General features: G+C 63.5%; 12 protein-coding genes. 1 reads left to right on the plus strand and 11 read right to left on the minus strand.

The annotated features are described in order from the left end of the window. Positions 1-84: 84 nt before the first annotated feature. The 11 genes from ureC to NMB43_RS10205 all read right to left on the minus strand — a co-directional run bounded on the left by ureC (position 85) and on the right by NMB43_RS10205 (position 12,102). Positions 85-1,785 carry an urease subunit alpha gene (gene ureC / locus NMB43_RS10155; protein ID WP_494352043.1) on the minus strand — a complete coding sequence of 567 codons (1,701 nt, stop codon included), beginning with the start codon at positions 1,783-1,785 and terminating at the stop codon, positions 85-87. A gap of 106 nt (positions 1,786-1,891) precedes the next feature. After that, the gene (locus NMB43_RS10160) at positions 1,892-2,197 is read right to left on the minus strand and encodes an urease subunit beta (protein ID WP_494352044.1); all 306 of its coding nucleotides are present in this window, start codon (positions 2,195-2,197) and stop codon (positions 1,892-1,894) included. An 11-nt stretch (positions 2,198-2,208) separates the two neighbouring features. Next, positions 2,209-2,787, minus strand: a complete 579-nt coding sequence (locus tag NMB43_RS10165; RefSeq protein WP_494352045.1) for a HupE/UreJ family protein — start codon at positions 2,785-2,787, stop codon at positions 2,209-2,211. A 99-nt stretch (positions 2,788-2,886) separates the two neighbouring features. Next, entirely contained in the window at positions 2,887-3,189 is a 303-nt protein-coding gene (locus NMB43_RS10170; RefSeq protein ID WP_494352046.1) for an urease subunit gamma, read from the minus strand. A 48-nt stretch (positions 3,190-3,237) separates the two neighbouring features. After that, positions 3,238-4,083: an urease accessory protein UreD gene (locus NMB43_RS10175; RefSeq protein WP_494352047.1), complete on the minus strand. Its 846-nt coding sequence runs from the start codon at positions 4,081-4,083 to the stop codon at positions 3,238-3,240. Positions 4,084-4,286: 203 nt separating this feature from the next. Beyond that, positions 4,287-4,979 carry an urea ABC transporter ATP-binding subunit UrtE gene (gene urtE, locus NMB43_RS10180; protein ID WP_494352048.1) on the minus strand — a complete coding sequence of 231 codons (693 nt, stop codon included), beginning with the start codon at positions 4,977-4,979 and terminating at the stop codon, positions 4,287-4,289. Between the two features lie 55 nt (positions 4,980-5,034). Continuing rightward, positions 5,035-5,892: an urea ABC transporter ATP-binding protein UrtD gene (gene urtD / locus NMB43_RS10185; protein ID WP_494352049.1), complete on the minus strand. Its 858-nt coding sequence runs from the start codon at positions 5,890-5,892 to the stop codon at positions 5,035-5,037. Further along, positions 5,889-6,983, minus strand: a complete 1,095-nt coding sequence (gene urtC, locus NMB43_RS10190) for an urea ABC transporter permease subunit UrtC (protein WP_494352050.1) — start codon at positions 6,981-6,983, stop codon at positions 5,889-5,891. The genes urtD and urtC overlap by 4 nt, the downstream gene beginning before the upstream one ends. A gap of 18 nt (positions 6,984-7,001) precedes the next feature. Next, positions 7,002-8,660 carry an urea ABC transporter permease subunit UrtB gene (gene urtB, locus NMB43_RS10195; protein WP_494352051.1) on the minus strand — a complete coding sequence of 553 codons (1,659 nt, stop codon included), beginning with the start codon at positions 8,658-8,660 and terminating at the stop codon, positions 7,002-7,004. Positions 8,661-8,841: 181 nt separating this feature from the next. Continuing rightward, positions 8,842-10,116, minus strand: coding sequence for an urea ABC transporter substrate-binding protein (urtA, locus tag NMB43_RS10200; RefSeq protein WP_494352052.1), 1,275 nt, complete (start codon positions 10,114-10,116; stop codon positions 8,842-8,844). A gap of 327 nt (positions 10,117-10,443) precedes the next feature. After that, entirely contained in the window at positions 10,444-12,102 is a 1,659-nt protein-coding gene (locus tag NMB43_RS10205; RefSeq protein ID WP_494352053.1) for a tetratricopeptide repeat protein, read from the minus strand. A 189-nt stretch (positions 12,103-12,291) separates the two neighbouring features. Here NMB43_RS10205 and hrpA point away from each other — a divergent pair, with 189 nt between their 5' ends. Then, the gene (gene hrpA, locus NMB43_RS10210) at positions 12,292-16,785 is read left to right on the plus strand and encodes an ATP-dependent RNA helicase HrpA (RefSeq protein WP_494352054.1); all 4,494 of its coding nucleotides are present in this window, start codon (positions 12,292-12,294) and stop codon (positions 16,783-16,785) included. The last annotated feature ends 6 nt before the right edge of the window (positions 16,786-16,791 follow it).

Raw genomic sequence — 16,791 nt, forward strand, 5'->3', positions numbered from 1 at the left:
TGAGGTGAGAAACGCAGACGTACGCATGTACGTCGAGTATCACAGCCTCAAGATCGGCGGGCGCAGTAGGCTTATCCATGGCTTTTAGAACAGGAAGTAGCGCTGTGCCATCGGCAAGGATGTCGCCGGCTCGCAGGTCAGGAGCTCGCCGTCGGCACGCACTTCGTAGGTCTCGGCGTCGACCTTGATCTCGCCGTGCCAGCCGTTGTGGACCATGTCGGTCTTCTGCACGCTGCGGATGTTCTTCACGGCTTCCAGCGGCTTCTGCAGGCCCAGACCTTCCAGCGTGCCCTTGTCCAGCGCAGCCTGCGAGACGAAGGTCAGCGAGGTCTTGAGGCCGCCGCCGAAGCTGCCGAACATCGGGCGGTAGTGCACCGGTTGCGGAGTCGGGATGGAGGCGTTGGCGTCGCCCATGGCGGCTGCGGCGATCATGCCGCCCTTGAGGATAAGGCTGGGCTTCACGCCGAAGAAGGCGGGCTTCCAGACGACGAGATCGGCCAGCTTGCCGACTTCCACCGAGCCGACGATGTGGCTGATGCCATGCGCGATGGCCGGGTTGATCGTGTACTTCGCGATGTAGCGCTTGGCGCGGAAGTTGTCGTTACGGGCACCATCGCCCTTCAGTGCGCCGCGCTGCTGCTTCATCTTGTGCGCGGTCTGCCAGCAGCGGATCACGACTTCGCCGACACGGCCCATGGCCTGCGAGTCGGAGGAGTACATCGAGATGGCGCCGATGTCGTGCAGGATGTCTTCGGCTGCGATGGTCTCGCGGCGGATGCGCGATTCGGCGAAGGCCACGTCTTCGGCGATGCTCGGGTCCAGGTGGTGGCAGACCATCAGCATGTCGAGGTGCTCGTCGATGGTGTTCACCGTGTAGGGCCGCGTCGGGTTGGTCGAGCTGGGCAGCACGTTCTTGAGGCCGGCGAGCTTGACGATGTCCGGTGCGTGGCCGCCACCCGCACCCTCGGTGTGGAAGGTGTGGATCGTGCGGCCCTTGAAGGCAGCGGCGGTGTCTTCGACGAAGCCGGATTCGTTCAGCGTGTCGGAGTGGATGGCGACCTGGATGTCCGTCTCTTCGGCCACCGACAGGCAGTTGTCGATGGCAGCCGGGGTGGTGCCCCAGTCCTCGTGCAGTTTCAGGCCGATGGCGCCGGCGTCGACCTGCTCGCGCAGCGGGTCGGGCAGGCTCACGTTGCCCTTGCCGAGGAAGCCCAGGTTCATCGGGAAGGCGTCGGCTGCCTGCAGCATCTTCGCGATGTGCCAGGGGCCGGGCGTGCAGGTGGTGGCAAAGGTGCCCGTCGCGGGGCCGGTGCCGCCACCGATCATGGTGGTCACGCCACTCATCAAGGCTTCGTCGATCTGCTGCGGGCAGATGAAGTGGATGTGCGTGTCGATGCCGCCGGCCGTGATGATGCAGCCCTCACCGGCGATGACTTCGGTGGCAGCGCCGATGGCGATCGTGACGCCGGGCTGCACGTCCGGATTGCCGGCTTTGCCGATGGCCGAGATGAAGCCGCCCTTGATGCCGATGTCGGCCTTCACGATGCCCCAGTGGTCGATGATCAGCGCGTTGGTGATCACCGTGTCAGCCACCTCGGCGGCGACGCGCTGGCTCTGGCCCATGCCGTCGCGGATGACCTTGCCGCCACCGAACTTGACCTCTTCGCCATAGAGCGTGAAGTCCTTTTCCACCTCGACCACGAGGTCGGTGTCGGCCAGACGCACGCGGTCACCCACCGTGGGACCGAACATTTCCGCGTAGGCGCGGCGGGAGATATTTGCCATGAGTAAATCCTCAACGTATCCGTCATTCCCGCGAAAGCGGGAATCCACTTGTTTGGGACGAATTTCCAGGCTCGTGGATTCCCGCTTTCGCGGGAATGACGAGTCGTTACAGCGCGCCTTGTACCAGTCCTCTGAAACCAAACACCTTGCGCTCGCCGGCGTAGTCCACCAGTTCCACCGTGCGGCTCTGGCCGGGCTCGAAGCGCACGGCGGTGCCGCTGGCGATGTTGAGCCGCATGCCGTGTGCGGCCTTGCGGTCGAAGTCCAGGGCCGCGTTGGTTTCCGCGAAGTGGTAGTGCGAGCCGACCTGGATCGGGCGGTCGCCGGTGTTCTTCACCTCAAGCGTGAGCGTGCGACGGCCCGGGTTCAGCTCCAGGTCACCGTCATCGACAAGCAGTTCGCCGGGGATCATGGCAAGACTCCTCAGAAAGCCAGCAGGCTGGCACCGAACAGCGCGACCGCGGCGCCGGCGATGCGCGGCAGCCACACCTGGCGTGCCAGCACGAAGCGGCCCAGCGCCATGCCGGACAGGTGCAACACAGCGGTACCCAGCACCATGCCGGACAGTGCGGCCACGGCCTGATCCGCAGGCAACTCGGCGCCATGCGCCAGGCCGTGGAACAGAGCGAAGGCGCCGACCAGGGCTGCGCCGGCGCTCGCGGACATCTGCACGCGGGTGGCGACCAGCAGGCCCAGCACAACCAGCGAGGCGGCAATCATCGGCTCCACGCCGGGCAGGCTGAAGCCGGCGAAGGCGAGCAGGCCCCCCACCAGCAGCACACCGGCGAAGGCGGCCGGGGCGGCCCATTGCGCACGGCCGGCGTGGCGGAAGGCGAGCACGCTCCATACCCCCACGGCCACCATCGCGGCCAGGTGATCCAGCCCGGTGAAGGGGTGGGTGAAACCATCCATGAAACCATGGTGGGCACCAGCGTCGGGGCCGGCGTGGGCCAGGGCAAGGGTGGGGAGAAGGGCGGCGAGGGCGAGCATGTAGCGTTTCATGTGTTCATCTCCTGATATCGCTGGTCATCCCGTTGATAGTGAGAGGCCAGTGGCGTGCAAAGAAAAGTCACGGGGTTCCTGCCTGTGCAGGCACGGCGATCAAATGATCGGGTGGTGGACGGTCACGAGTTTCGTGCCATCCGGGAAGGTGGCTTCCACCTGGATCTCGGGGATCAGTTCGGCGATGCCGTCCATGACGTCGTCACGTGTCAGCAGCGTGGTGCCGTAGCTCATCAGCTCGGCTACGGTGCGGCCGTCGCGCGCGCCTTCCATGATGGCGGCGGTGATGAAGGCGACCGCCTCCGGATAGTTGAGTTTCAGGCCGCGTGCCTTGCGCCGCTCGGCCAGCAGGGCGGCGGTGAAGATCAGCAGCTTGTCTTTCTCGCGTGGTGTGAGTTCCATTTGTATGTGTCCTACGACAAGTTCAGCCAGGGATCGTCCGGATGTGGCTCAGGTGCTCCAGATGCGCGGGGGAACCGCTCGGTGATTCAACACATGCGGCCGGGCAATGGCCCAGGCGGCTTCGAAGTACTGGCGTGCATGCTCGCTGGAGTGTGACAGCAGGCGCAGCACCGTGACATGTGGGAGGGACGATACCCCACATGTGCCGCTCTTGACGTCCAATTCGCGTAGTTTGCCGAGCAGTTCGGCGTCGGACGCAATGCCGGCGATCCACAGGCTGCCGAACACGGTGTGTCCGCCCAGGGCGATGCTGGAGACCATCGCATCGTCGCTGCCGACGAGATGCATGGACTCCTGCCAGAGGGGATGGCCTGCCGCGTCCTGCAGGCGGAAGCGCTGGCGGTAGCTGCCTGCGCGGAATTGCTCACCGCTCGCCGCGCGGCCCAGGCACAGGATGTCCCAGCCGATGGCGCGCGCACCGGGTGCCAGCGTGACCGTGGTGGTCGCGAGTGCTCGCGCGCGGTCAAAGACGATCACCTCTTGTGGCAGCCATTCCAGCACCGCCTGGGGGCCGACATCGAGGCGTATGTCCTGCGTGGCCAGCGGGCCGAGGCTCTTGTACCACTTGCCGGCACCGGGGGTGGTGGCCTGGGCATGTGCGCCTGACCGGACAGAGTAGTCGATCTCTAGGCGGTCGCCGCCGGCAATGCCTGCGGGCGGGTGCAGGATCAGGGTCTGACAGACCGCATCGCCTTCCGGGTAAAGCGCCTTCTGTACGCGCAACGGCCCCTCATGCTCGCGCCGCGCCAGCACGCTGCGGCCGGCGCGTGCTTCGACTTCGAGTCGCAAGCGGGCGTGCCAGCCGGTCTTGATGGGCGCGTCGACAGGGTTCATGGGCGCTATTTTCGCGGCAAACCGGGTGCGATGGAGCGATTCGCTCTATCTGATTGTATTGATGTCGATGCCGGGTGTTTGCGTAGGGTGGGTTAGCCGAAGACGTAACCCACCGGTCGTCAATCTGCGGGCGCATCGCGCCTGGACATATGCTGGATCGGTGGGTTGTCGCTGCGCTCCGAACCTACCCTAAGCATGGAACCTCAGATCGCCACCAGGCTCTTCACGTTCTGGGCCTGCATCTCGCTGCCGGGACCCGCCTTGACGATCTCACCCCGCGCCATGACGGCGTACTGGTCGGCCAGTGACTCGGCGAAGTCGTAGTACTGCTCGACCAGCAGGATTGCCATCTCGCCGCCTTCGGCCAGCTTGCGGATCGCGTTGCCGATGTCCTTGATGATGGAGGGCTGGATGCCTTCGGTGGGCTCATCGAGGATCAGCACCTTGGGCCGCATGGTCAGCGCACGGCCAATGGCGAGCTGCTGCTGCTGGCCGCCCGAGAGGTCGCCGCCGCGACGCTTGAGCATGTCCTTGAGTACCGGGAACATGTCGAAGATGTAGTCCGGCACCCCGCGCGAGGCCTTGCCGTTGGCCAGCCCCATCTGCAGGTTCTCTTCCACCGTCAGGCGCGGGAAAATCTCGCGCCCTTGCGGCACGTAGGCCAGGCCCATGGCCGCCCGAGCGTAGGGGGCGGCCTTGGTGATGTCCTTGCCGTCGAATGAGACGCTACCTTTCGCGACAGGCAGCAGGCCCATCAGGCACTTCAGCAAGGTCGTCTTGCCCACGCCGTTACGGCCCAGCAGGGTCGTGACCTCGCCTTGCTTGAGCGAGAGCGACACGCCGCGCAGCGTGTGGCTGCCGCCGTAGTACTGGTTGAGGTTTTCGACTGTCAGCATGTCAGGTCTCACTAAAAAGATTTCTTCGTTCCCGCTTTCGCGGGAATGACGGCTATCAGCGCCCCAGATACACCTCGATCACACGCTCATCGTTCTGCACCTGCTCCAGCGGGCCTTCGGACAGCACGCTGCCTTCGTGCAGGCAGGTGACCTTGCGGCCGCTCGAGATCTGCTTGATGAAGTCCATGTCGTGCTCAACCACGATCAGCGTGTACTGGCCGGCCAGTGACAGGAACAGCTCGCCGCTGCGCTCGGTTTCTTCGTCGGTCATGCCGGCGGCAGGCTCATCCAGCAGCAGCACCACGGGTTCCTGCATCAACAGCATGCCGATCTCCAGCCATTGCTTCTGGCCGTGCGACAGCAAGCCGGCCGGGCGCGCGGCCTGATCCTTGAGGCGAATGAGTTCCAGCGTTTCGTTGATCTTGTCGCGCTGAGTGCCGGTCAGGCTGGCCCACAGGCTGGTCCAGATGCCCTTGTCCATCTTCATCGCGAGCTCGAGGTTCTCGAACACGCTCAGTTGCTCGAACACGGTGGGCTTCTGGAACTTGCGGCCGATGCCGGCATGCGCGATCTGCGCCTCGTTGAGCTTGGTGAGGTCGATGGTCTGGCCAAAGTAGGCGGTGCCGGAGTCGGGCCGCGTCTTGCCGGTGATGACGTCCATCATGGTCGTCTTGCCGGCGCCGTTGGGGCCGATGATGCAGCGCAGCTCACCCTTGTCGATGGCGATGTTGAGCTTGTTGATGGCGCGGAAACCGTCGAAGGTGACGGTGATGTCCTCCAGGTAGAGGATCACCCCCTTCGTGGTGTCGAGCTGGGTGGAGTCGGTGATCGGCCGCTCCAGGCCAACCGCACGATCGAAGCTGGTCTCGGTGAGCTGGGTGCCCACGGTCTTTTCGCTGGCGGCGGCGTTCATGCGCGTTCCTCTTTCTTCTTGAGCAGGCCGATCACGCCATTGGGCAGGTACAGCGTGACGAGGATGAAGATCAGGCCCAGGAAGTACAGCCAATACTCGGGGAAGGCCACGGTGAACCAGCTCTTCACGCCATTGATGAGGCCGGCGCCGATGAGCGGGCCGATCAGCGTGGCGCGGCCACCCACGGCGGTCCAGATGGCGATCTCGATCGAGTTGGCGGGCGACATCTCACTCGGGTTGATGATGCCCACTTGCGGCACGAACAGCGCACCGGCGATGGCACAGATCACGGCCGATACGGTCCAGATGAAGAGCTTGTAGGGCAGGGGGTTGTAGCCCGAGAACATGACGCGCGATTCGGCATCGCGGATCGCCGCCAGCACCCGGCCGAGCTTGCTGGTGACGATGTAGCGGCCGAGCAGCAGGAAGCCGATGAGCAGCAGCGCGGTCAGCGCGAACAGGGTCACGCGCGTCTCCGGGGCGGCGATCTGGAAACCCAGGATGCGCTTGAAATCGGTGAAGCCGTTGTTGCCGCCGAAGCCCGTTTCGTTGCGGAAGAACAGCAGCATCGCGGCAAAGGTCAGCGCCTGCGTGATGATCGAGAAATACACGCCCTTGATGCGCGAGCGGAAGGCGAAGAAGCCGAAGATCAGCGCCAGCAGGCCGGGCACGAACACCACCAGGAGCATGCAGTACAGGAAGCTGTCGGTGCCCTGCCAGTACCAGGGCAGCTCCTTCCAGTTCAGGAACACCATGAAATCCGGCAGGTCGCTCTGGTAGTTACCCTCGCGGCCGATGGCGCGCATCAGGTACATGCCCATGCCATAGCCCCCCAGCGCGAAGAACAGGCCGTGGCCCAGCGACAGGATGCCGGTGTAGCCCCACACCAGGTCCATGGCGAGCGCCACGATGGCGTAGCACATGATCTTGCCGATCAGGGTGACCCAGTAGGTAGAGAGGTGAAAGGCGCTGCCCTCGGGTACAGCCAGGTTCAGGATGGGCACCAGTACCAGCGTGAGGGCGGCGAAGATCGCCAGCCCCAGCCAGCCCTTGGGACCGAAGAGACGGAAAGTGAGTGTCTTGTCGAGCATGTTGATGATCCCGTCCGGTCAGTTCTCGACGAAACGGCCACGCACGGCGAACAGCCCCTGCGGACGCTTCTGGATGAACACGATGATGATCACGAGCACCGCGATCTTGGCCAGTACCGCACCAGCGAAGCCTTCCAGCAGCTTGTTCAGCACGCCCAGGCCCAACGCGGCGTACACCGTGCCGGCAAGCTGCCCGACGCCGCCCAGCACGACGACCATGAAGGAGTCGATGATGTAGCTCTGGCCCAGATCAGGCCCGACGTTGCCTACCTGCGAGAGGGCGCAACCGGCCAAGCCAGCGATGCCGGAGCCCAGGCCAAAGGCCACGGTGTCGACGCGCGGCGTGGCGACGCCCACGCAGCTTGCCATGCTGCGGTTCTGCGTTACGGCGCGGACGAACAGGCCCAGTCGCGTGCGGGTCAGGATCAGCGTCATGCCGATCACCACCAGCGCGGCGAAGATGACGATGGCAATCCGGTTCCACGGCAGGATCAGGTTGCTCATGATCTGCACACCACCGGACAGCCAGCTCGGATTTTCCAGCGGCACGTTCTGCGCCCCGAAGGTGCTACGCACGAGCTGGATCAGCACCAGGCTGATTCCCCAGGTGGCGAGCAGGGTTTCCAGCGGACGACCGTAGAGGTGACGGATCACCAGGCGCTCCATGGCCACGCCGACCAGCGCGGCGGCTAGGAAGGAGACCGGCAGCGCGAACAGCGGATAGAGGTCAAACAAGCCTGGCGCCCAGGCGCGCACCAGGTTCTGCGTGACGTAGGTGGCATAGGCGCCGATCATGATCAGCTCGCCGTGCGCCATGTTGATGACGCCCATCAGGCCGTAGGTGATGGCCAGGCCCAGCGCGGCGAGCAGCAGGATGCTGCCGAGTGACGCTCCAGTGAAGGCCATGCCCGCGTACTCGCCGACCTTGAGGCGGGAGTCGATGGCATTGATGGCACGCTGTGCTTCGACGCGCACGGCTGCTTCCGGCTCCTTGTAGGTGTCGCCATCCTTCTCCAGCATGCTGAGAAGCATCTGCTTGATCTCGGAGTCCCCGCCGGCGGACAAGGCCTTGATCGCAGCCAGGCGGGTGGACACGTTCGGGCTCTGCAACTGGATGCTGGCACGGGTGACGTTGAGGACGTTCTGGACCTGCGAATCCTTCTCGGTCTTCAGCGCCTTTTCCACCAGTGGCAGCATTTCCTCGCTGGCCGCGCTCTTGATCTTGCGCGCGGCATCCAGGCGCACGGACTTGTCGGGTGAGGAGAGCTGCAAGGCGGCGATGGCAGCGTCCACGGCACTGCGCACGCGGTTGTTGACCGTCACGTCTTCGGCCGTCTCGGGAATCGGATCGACCTTGGCGCCGCTGATTGCATCGGTGGCCTTGCCCTCGGCATCGAGGATCAGCACGCGCTTGCCCTCGACCGACTGCAGGCGACCGTCCGCCAGCGCTTCCAGCAGCGCGAGGCCGGCCGGATCGGCAGAGGCGGCCAATTCGTTGAGCGCGGCGATCTTGTCGTCGTTCTCTCCGGTGGCGAATTTCAGGATGGTCTGCGGCGGTAATGCGGCCTGCGCGGCCACGAAGCAGGTGGCCAGCATGAGGACGAACAACGCGCCAGCGTAACGGGCGAATCTGGCGAGCCCGGGCGTGATCGACTCGGAGGATACGGCGGACGTCATGGCGTTTCCTGTTCTTGTGTGCGGGGGCGCGGATCCCGCTATCGTTCTGCTGTTTTCGTAGGTGCGGAATGGGGCTGTGTTCCACCCGTCCTACGCAAGGGTGGCTTGCCGCACAGCGGCAAGCCACCCAAACTCCCCGGCACCGTCATCCCCGATCGGCGATGACGGTCTCACGCGCGGCTTACTTCTTTTCCGGCACGTTCTTCTTGCCCTTGTTCTCGGGGATGTAGTCGCTCCAGGGGTCGGCCGCAACCGGGCCCTTGGTCTTCCACACCACGTTGAACTGGCCATCGGCCTTGATTTCGCCGATGAACACCGGCTTGTGCAGGTGGTGGTTTTCCTTGTCCATCGTGGACATGAAGCCACCCGGTGCCGGGAAGGTCTGACCGGCCATGGCGGCGATCACCTTGTCGGTATCGGTCGACTTGGCCTTCTCGACGGCCTGCTTCCACATGTGGATGCCGATGTAGGTGGCTTCCATCGGATCGTTGGTCAGCGGCTTGTCCTTGTGACCGGCGATGTTCTTGGCCTTGGCGTAATCGCTCCACTTCTTCACGAACTCGGTGTTGGCCGGGCTCTTAATGCTCATGAAGTAGTTCCAGGCGGCCAGGTGGCCCACCAGCGGCTTGGTATCCACGCCGCGCAGTTCTTCTTCACCCACCGAGAAGGCCACCACCGGCACGTCGGTCGCCTTCAGGCCCTGGTTGCCCAGTTCCTTGTAGAAGGGCACGTTGGAGTCGCCGTTGATGGTCGACACCACGGCGGTCTTCTTGCCTTCGGAAGCGAACTTCTTGATCTTGGCGATGATCGTTTGGTAATCGCTGTGACCGAAGGGGGTGTATTCCTCCATGATGTCGGCCTCAGCCACGCCCTTGCTCTTCAGGAAGGCGCGCAGGATCTTGTTGGTCGTGCGCGGATACACGTAGTCGGTGCCCAGCAGCACGAAGCGCTTGGCCGAGCCGCCATCCTTGCTCATCAGGTATTCCACCGCCGGAATGGCTTGCTGGTTGGGCGCAGCACCGGTGTAGAACACGTTCTTCGACAGCTCTTCACCTTCGTACTGCACCGGGTAGAACAGCAGCGAGTTCAGTTCTTCATACACCGGCAGCACCGACTTGCGCGATACCGAGGTCCAGCAGCCGAAGGTGACGGCGACCTTGTCCTTGGAGATCAGTTGGCGGGCCTTCTCGGCGAACAGCGGCCAGTTGGAGGCGGGGTCGACCACCACCGGCTCCAGCTTCTTGCCCATCACGCCACCCTTGGCGTTGATCTCGTCGATGGCCATCAGGGCCACGTCCTTCAGCACGGTCTCGGAGATGGCCATGGTGCCGGACAGCGAGTGCAGCACGCCGACCTTGATGGTTTCCTGGGCGTGAGCAGCGAAGGAAGCGAAACCCGCGATGGCCAGCGCGGTGGTCATGGCGGAGGCCTTGATGAAGGTGCGACGTGATTGCATGTGAAGACTCCCTTGGAAGAGTTTGATTGAGCCGGCCCTGTGTATCTGCCGTGCGACTCAAATGTAGGGAGTGGGGGGAGGGCAAGGAATACGCCAGATTGCGTAGGCGATGCGTAGCTTGAACGCATGGCCTGCAGGTTGGCGTGGAGAACAGGCTGATGGAAAGTGGTTCTGTGGGGGGCAGATCAAGCCCCAAACAAGAGCGTCGTGCGCCAGCGTTCGCAGGCCAAACCGCGAGCCTGAGTCCTCGTCGTCGCTATTCAGGCCACAAGAATACGGGAAGCGAAATCTTCATTCGCTCGCCCAGGACTGGGCGAGCGAATGATCCTAGAGAATTTGGCGTTGAGGGTTCAGCGCATTTGAAAGCTCCTGATCACCCATCTGCTTTGCGTGATCGATGGCTGTCATGCCCCTGAATTTCAGCTTCGAGTAGTCGATCCCCGATTGCCGCATCAAGCGGATGCCTTCGAAATCGCGTGATACGACCGGGATCAGCGCGACGGGCATGCCTACCTCGCCGATGGGCGCTTTTGTTTGCGCTCCCAGGGAGATCAGCCTGCGTGCGGTCGCATATTGCCGGTCCGTCAACGCGTGGGACAAGGCGGTGAGACTGGCATTGTCAGGTTGATCTATCTTCTCTCCCATGGCGATCAGCGCCTTGGCTGCCCCCAGCGTCTGTTCGCTCTGGGCCAGCAGATAGAAAGTTCGTGCGCTGCCAGGCAAGAAGGCCTTTGCTTGATTAAGCGAAGTTCCCTTGTCCGCCTCTGTATCGGTCGTCCACTTGGCATAGTAGGCTTGCCCCAATGCCTCGCGGGCAATAGGTTCCCGACATTGCCCGGCGACTGCTTGTTGCGCTTTTGTAATCGCTGCACGCGCATCGCCGCGCTTACGCAGCAGGAACACGGCGTACTCGGCGTTATAGCAACTGCCTTGTCCGAAGTTTTCAGAGCGCAGCCGATAGACCTTCTCTTGAGTGTCGAGGTCTCCCTTCTTATCAAGCAGGGTGATCAGCTTTTCGTAGGCATCGCGCTGTGCGTTGTCGTAACTATTGTTCGGGCGAGGACGATTGATGGCCTCGAAGTACATCTTGATCGCCTGCTCATGCTTGCCCTGCATGGCAAACATTTCTCCCCAGTTCGACCACAACCAAAGGTTGGCCGGGTTCGCCTGCGAAGCCTCGGCGAACAGTTTCTCAGCCGCCCCATACTTTTTTTGGTGGGTATAGACATAGCCAAGCAATATCTTGGCGTTCACGCTGTCCTTGTCGATGCGGAGGGCTGAAATCAGTAGATCCTCTGCTTGCTTGAGGCCCTCCGGCCCCCAGTTCGTCTTCATCGCCACCCTTGCCAGTTCGATGTAAGCGGGGGCATAGGTGGGCGTAGCCACGATGATCTTGTCGAGAATCTCCTTGGCTTCCTTCAGCCCACTCGGGTAACCCATATCGATCATCTGGACGGCGAGCTGGAGCATGTCTTCCTTGCTCAGATTCTTGTAGCGACGGTTTGCCGTGTAGCTATCCATGTCGGGCCAGATAATCTTGTGCTCTACCTGCTGACTTGCTAGGACTCCGCGGTTCGAGTACGTGTGAAGGATGGCTGTGACATGCCTGGTCGCAACGCTGTCATTCAGACTGTAATAGGGCCGGTTGATGAGAATCTCTGCATGATGCCGTCCGCGCATGGCGGTTTCCATCCCGGCGGAAGGCGCCCCGTTGAGGAAATCTACGAGCCCACTGTTCTCGGATACCAGGGAGAGGAGCAGCACTGCAGCGGGTGGATCACCATTGAAAAAGTAATCAAAGCTGGCGACCCACTCACCTTCGGCATTACGCTTGATTTCCAGATTGGAGACCGAATTCTCACCTTTCAGCGGCTCCGGGGAACCGTTGCCGGGGGACGAAGCAGGAGACTGTTGTCCGGATACCGCAAGGGAGACGCATATGAGCAGAGAGGAAAAACTACGGCGTATCAGCGTTCCGTGATTCAAGGGATATCTCCTTGAGAAAAAACAGGTGGCAGGCTGCGGGGCATTGCTTCGATCTTTATTCATGCTACCTGAATAGATTCGATTCTCTCTTCACATGCCTCAAAGGCCGTGCGGATAGGGCTGCAAGAAGACAGGGCTGCAGGAGGGTTGTGCCACGTTACAATCCGAGCAGTTTCCGTTTGTCAATCCATGAACTCTGTCGTCTCCCTGCTGGATCAACTTCTTTCACGCGACCGTTCTGCATTGCGCCGTGCCTTGCATGCCCTGTCGAAGCGTGTGGAGCGCATCGAAGATCTGCCCGAAACCTTAAGGAAGAGGTTCGAGGTCAGCATCGCGGCGCGCATCGAGCGGCGCAACAGGCTGCCGAGGCCGACATTCCCGGCCGAGCTGCCGGTGTCGGCGCGGCGCGCGGAGATCGCTGAGGCGATCCGCGCGCATCAGGTCATCATCGTCTGCGGCGAAACCGGCTCTGGCAAGACCACGCAACTGCCCAAGATCTGCCTGGAGATCGGGCGGGGCGAAGCGGGGCTGATCGGTCATACGCAGCCGCGCCGGATCGCCGCGCGCGCCACCGCCACCCGCATCGCGGAAGAGTTGCAGAGCGAGCTGGGCACCGTGGTGGGCTACAAGGTGCGCTTCACAGATCACACGCGCGCCGACAGCTACATCAAGCTGATGACCGACGGCATTCTGCTGGCCGAGACCCAGGGCGACCCGCTGCTTTCGGCGTATGACACGCTGATCATCGACGAGGCGCACGAGCGCAGTCTCAACATCGACTTCCTGCTCGGCTACCTCCGCCAGTTGCTGGTCAAGCGGCCGGACCTCAAAGTGATCGTGACCTCGGCGACGCTGGACGCCGAACGCTTCGCCAATCATTTCGCCATCGCGGGCAAACCGGCGCCGGTGATCGAGGTGTCGGGGCGGCTGTATCCGATTGAGGTCCGCTACCGGCCGGTGGAGGAAGAGGACAAGCCCGGCCTGGCGCCGGGGCGGCCGCAGCCCAAGGCGCCGACACGCGGCGGGCGCAAGGATGCCGATCTCTACGAAGCCATCGTCGACGCGGTCGACGAGTTGCAGAGCGAAGGCCCCGGCGACGTGCTGGTGTTCCTGCCGGGCGAGCGCGAGATCCGCGAAGCCGCCGAGGCGCTGCGCAAACACCACACTCCCGGCACTGAAATCCTGCCGCTGTTCGCACGCCAGTCGGCGCAGGAGCAGACGCGTGTGTTCGGGCGCTCCAATGGGCGGCGCGTAGTGTTGTCGACCAACGTGGCCGAAACCTCGCTGACGGTGCCGGGCATCCGTTACGTGGTGGATACCGGGCTGGCGCGGCTGAACCGTTACTCCATCCGCAACAAGGTCGAGCTGCTGCAGATCGAGAAGATCGCGCAGAGTGCGGCCAAGCAGCGGGCAGGGCGCTGCGGCCGGGTGCAGAACGGCATCTGTATCCGCCTGTATGACGAGGAGGACTTCAACCGCCGTGGCGCGCATACCGACCCGGAAATCCTGCGCAGCTCGCTGGCCGGCGTGATCCTGCGCATGAAGTCGCTGCGCCTCGGTGCGGTGGAGGACTTCCCCTTCATCGACGCACCGACGCCGCGCATGATCAACGACGGCTACCAGCTCCTGAACGAGCTGGGGGCGACGGATGACGACAACGAGCTGACGCCCATCGGTCGCGAGCTCGCCAAGCTACCGCTGGACCCCAAGATCGGCCGCATGATCCTGGCGGCGCGCGACCGCCACTGCCTGCGTGAGGTGCTGGTGATTGCCGCCGCACTGTCGGTGCAGGACGTGCGTGACCGCCCCGCGGACCAGACCAGCGCGGCCGACCAAGCGCATGCGAAGTTCCGTCTCGCACCCGATGATCGCAACGAACCGCGCTCCGAGTTCCTGTGGTTCTGGAACCTGTGGCAGGTGTTCGACCAGTTGTGGAAGCACGAGTCCTCCAGCAAGCAGAAGGCCTGGTGCAAGCAGCATTTCCTGTCCTACCTGCGGATGCGCGAGTGGCGCGACATCCATGGCCAGCTGCATGCGCTGTGCGCCGAACATGGCTGGATTCCGAGGTCAGACGAAGGGGGGCGTGAGACGAAAATCAGCGATGACAGCACCGTCGCTCCTGCCAGCTTTACTCACGGCGAAGCCGCGCGACGCTTCCCTCGCCCACTTGTGGGAGAGGGGGTGGGGGAGAGGGCGCCGGCAGGAACCCAGCGACTTGCTACCACCGTCGAAAAGTCACTGGATTCCCGCTCTCCAGCCCACGCTCGTGGGAATGACGCAGAAGGAGGCAGAGATCGAACCGACTTCGAGGCCATCCACAAGGCTTTGCTGACCGGCCTGCTGGGCCACATCGGGCTCAAGTCGGAAGAGGCCCAAGGGGCCAACGTCGGTGCCTATCTGGGCGCACGTGGCATCAAGTTCTGGCCGCACCCGGGCTCCTATCTTGCCAAGAAAGCCGGCAAGTGGCTGATGGCGGCCGAGCTGATCGACACCTCGCGGCTTTATGCGCGCTGCATCGCCAAGATCGAGCCCGAGTGGGTCGAAGAGGTGGGCGCCCACCTCATCAAGCGCAGCGTCTACGAGCCGCACTGGGAGAAGCGGCACGGTGCCGTGCGCGCCTGGGAGCGCGGTGTGCTGCATGGCATCACCCTGTATGCGCGGCGTGCGGTGGGCTACACCCAGACCGATCCCAAGGTGTGTCGCGAGCTGTTCATCCGCGAGGCGCTGGTGCAGGGCGACCTGGATGAGACGCAGGCCAAGCAGATGCCCTTCTTCCAGCACAACCAGCGCCTGGTGGCGGAGATCGAGCGCCTGGAGCAGAAGATGCGTCGTCCCGATCTGCTGGTCGACCCGGCTCTGATCGAGGCCTTCTACGATGCGCAGATTCCGGCCGAGGTGGTCGACATCCGCAGCTTCGACGCCTGGCGCAAGAAGGCCGAGCGCGCCAATCCGAAATGCCTGTTCCTCGAACGCGAACAGTTGATGCGCCACGAGGCGGCCGGCGTCACCAGCGACAACTTCCCCGGCACGCTGGAGGTGCTGGGGCAGAAGCTCAAGCTGACATATGTGCATGAGCCGCGTGACCCGGAAGATGGAGTTACGCTGACCGTACCACTGGCCATGCTCAACCAGATTCCGGCCAATCGCTGTGAGTGGCTGGTGCCGGGCTTGCTGGAGGAGAAGGTCACCGCCTTCCTGAAAACCGTGCCGCAGAAGCACCGCCATCGCCTGCAGCCCATCGGCGAGAGTGCGCGCGCCTTTCTCGACGCAGTGGCGGAGGGCAAGATGGACCGCGACCAGCCCCTGCTGCGCGCCCTGCAGCTCTTCGTCGAGGACCGCGTGCAACTCAAGCTGCCGCTGGAGAGTTTCCGCGCGGAAAACCTCAACCCGCACTGCTTCATGAACTTCCGCGTCATCGACGAGTACGGTCGCGTGCTCGGTGTGTCGCGCAACCTGCCAGAGCTGCGTGCGCGCCTGAAAGACCAGGTTGTGGCGGCCTTCAAGGCGGCACAGGTCGAAGGCGCACTGGGGACGCAACTGGCGGCGTTGAATGTGAAGGGACGGAAGGAAGAGGGGGAGCAGTCGCCTGGCGAAAGTACTGTCGCCCTCTCCCGGCCCTCCGGGCCATCCTCTCCCGTTCCCGGGAGAGGGAAAGTGCCCCCCCCTCTCCCGGGAACGGGGCTAGCAGGGGTTTCGGATGGCATGCCATCCGCCGGCGCAGCCGGTCGGCCATGCAGGGCCGACCGTGGGGCGCAGAGCGCGGGGCGGGGGGAGAGGGCGAGCGGCGCCTCGTCCCCCACTTCCACTGATAAGGGCAGCCCTCCCTCTCAGCTCACCGGCCTCACCGCCTGGTCGTTCGGCGAGTTACCTGAACTGCTTGAGGTGAAGATCGGCGGCCGCAACATGATCGGCTTCCCGGCACTGCACGACGATGGTGACTCGGTCAGCCTGCGCCCCTTCGACACCGAGGAAGAGGCGGCCCGGGCCCATCGCAAGGGTCTGGCGCGCCTGTTTGCGCTGAACCTCAAGGACCAGGTACGGGCAATCGAGAAGCTGCCCGGCATACGCGAGCTGGCGCTGCAGTGCGCGTCCTTCATCTCGGATACGGAACTCAAGGCCCAGTTGGTCGAGGCCACCCTTGGCCGAACTTGTCTGCTGGACCCCTTGCCGACTGACGAAGCGGCCTTCCTGCAGCGCGCGCAGGAGGCCAAGCCGCGCATCACGCTGGTGGCGCAGGAGCTGATGCGCCTGGCCGGTGGCATGATGGGCGAGTACGCCGCCCTGCAAAAAAGGTTGATCGGCCTCAAGACTTTCCCGGATGTCGTCGTTGACATCCAGGCACAGGTATCAAAGCTGATGCCGCGCAACTTCCTCGTGGCCTTCCCGTACGAACGGCTCAGCCAGTTCCCGCGCTATCTCAAGGGGGCGGGAGTACGGCTGGACAAGCTGCGCAACAATCCGGAAAGGGACAGGCAGTTGCTGGCAGAGTGGCGCGGCCTAGCGCAGGTGTGGGAGCGCGAGTTGCTGAGCCGCCAGCGTGCCGGTGTGGACGATCCCGTGCTGGAGGAGTTTCGCTGGTTGCTGGAGGAGTTGCGTGTCAGCCTGTTCGCGCAGGAGCTCAAAACGCCGATGCCGGTGAGCGTGAAGCGCCTGCAAAAGATTCTTGAGAGTCGACCTCGTTGACCCTAG

The organism is Uliginosibacterium sangjuense, from assembly GCF_059132465.1.

Bases quoted from the DNA above. Each gene is read 5' to 3' on its own strand.
- urtD (WP_494352049.1), bottom strand. From the start codon at position 5,892: ATGAACGCCGCCGCCAGCGAAAAGACCGTGGGCACCCAGCTCACCGAG.
- NMB43_RS10165 (WP_494352045.1), bottom strand. From the start codon at position 2,787: ATGAAACGCTACATGCTCGCCCTCGCCGCCCTTCTCCCCACCCTTGCC.
- urtE (WP_494352048.1), bottom strand. From the start codon at position 4,979: ATGCTGACAGTCGAAAACCTCAACCAGTACTACGGCGGCAGCCACACG.
- urtB (WP_494352051.1), bottom strand. From the start codon at position 8,660: ATGACGTCCGCCGTATCCTCCGAGTCGATCACGCCCGGGCTCGCCAGA.
- ureC (WP_494352043.1), bottom strand. From the start codon at position 1,785: ATGGCAAATATCTCCCGCCGCGCCTACGCGGAAATGTTCGGTCCCACG.
- NMB43_RS10170 (WP_494352046.1), bottom strand. From the start codon at position 3,189: ATGGAACTCACACCACGCGAGAAAGACAAGCTGCTGATCTTCACCGCC.
- urtA (WP_494352052.1), bottom strand. From the start codon at position 10,116: ATGCAATCACGTCGCACCTTCATCAAGGCCTCCGCCATGACCACCGCG.
- NMB43_RS10160 (WP_494352044.1), bottom strand. From the start codon at position 2,197: ATGATCCCCGGCGAACTGCTTGTCGATGACGGTGACCTGGAGCTGAAC.
- NMB43_RS10175 (WP_494352047.1), bottom strand. From the start codon at position 4,083: ATGAACCCTGTCGACGCGCCCATCAAGACCGGCTGGCACGCCCGCTTG.
- urtC (WP_494352050.1), bottom strand. From the start codon at position 6,983: ATGCTCGACAAGACACTCACTTTCCGTCTCTTCGGTCCCAAGGGCTGG.
- hrpA (WP_494352054.1), top strand. From the start codon at position 12,292: ATGAACTCTGTCGTCTCCCTGCTGGATCAACTTCTTTCACGCGACCGT.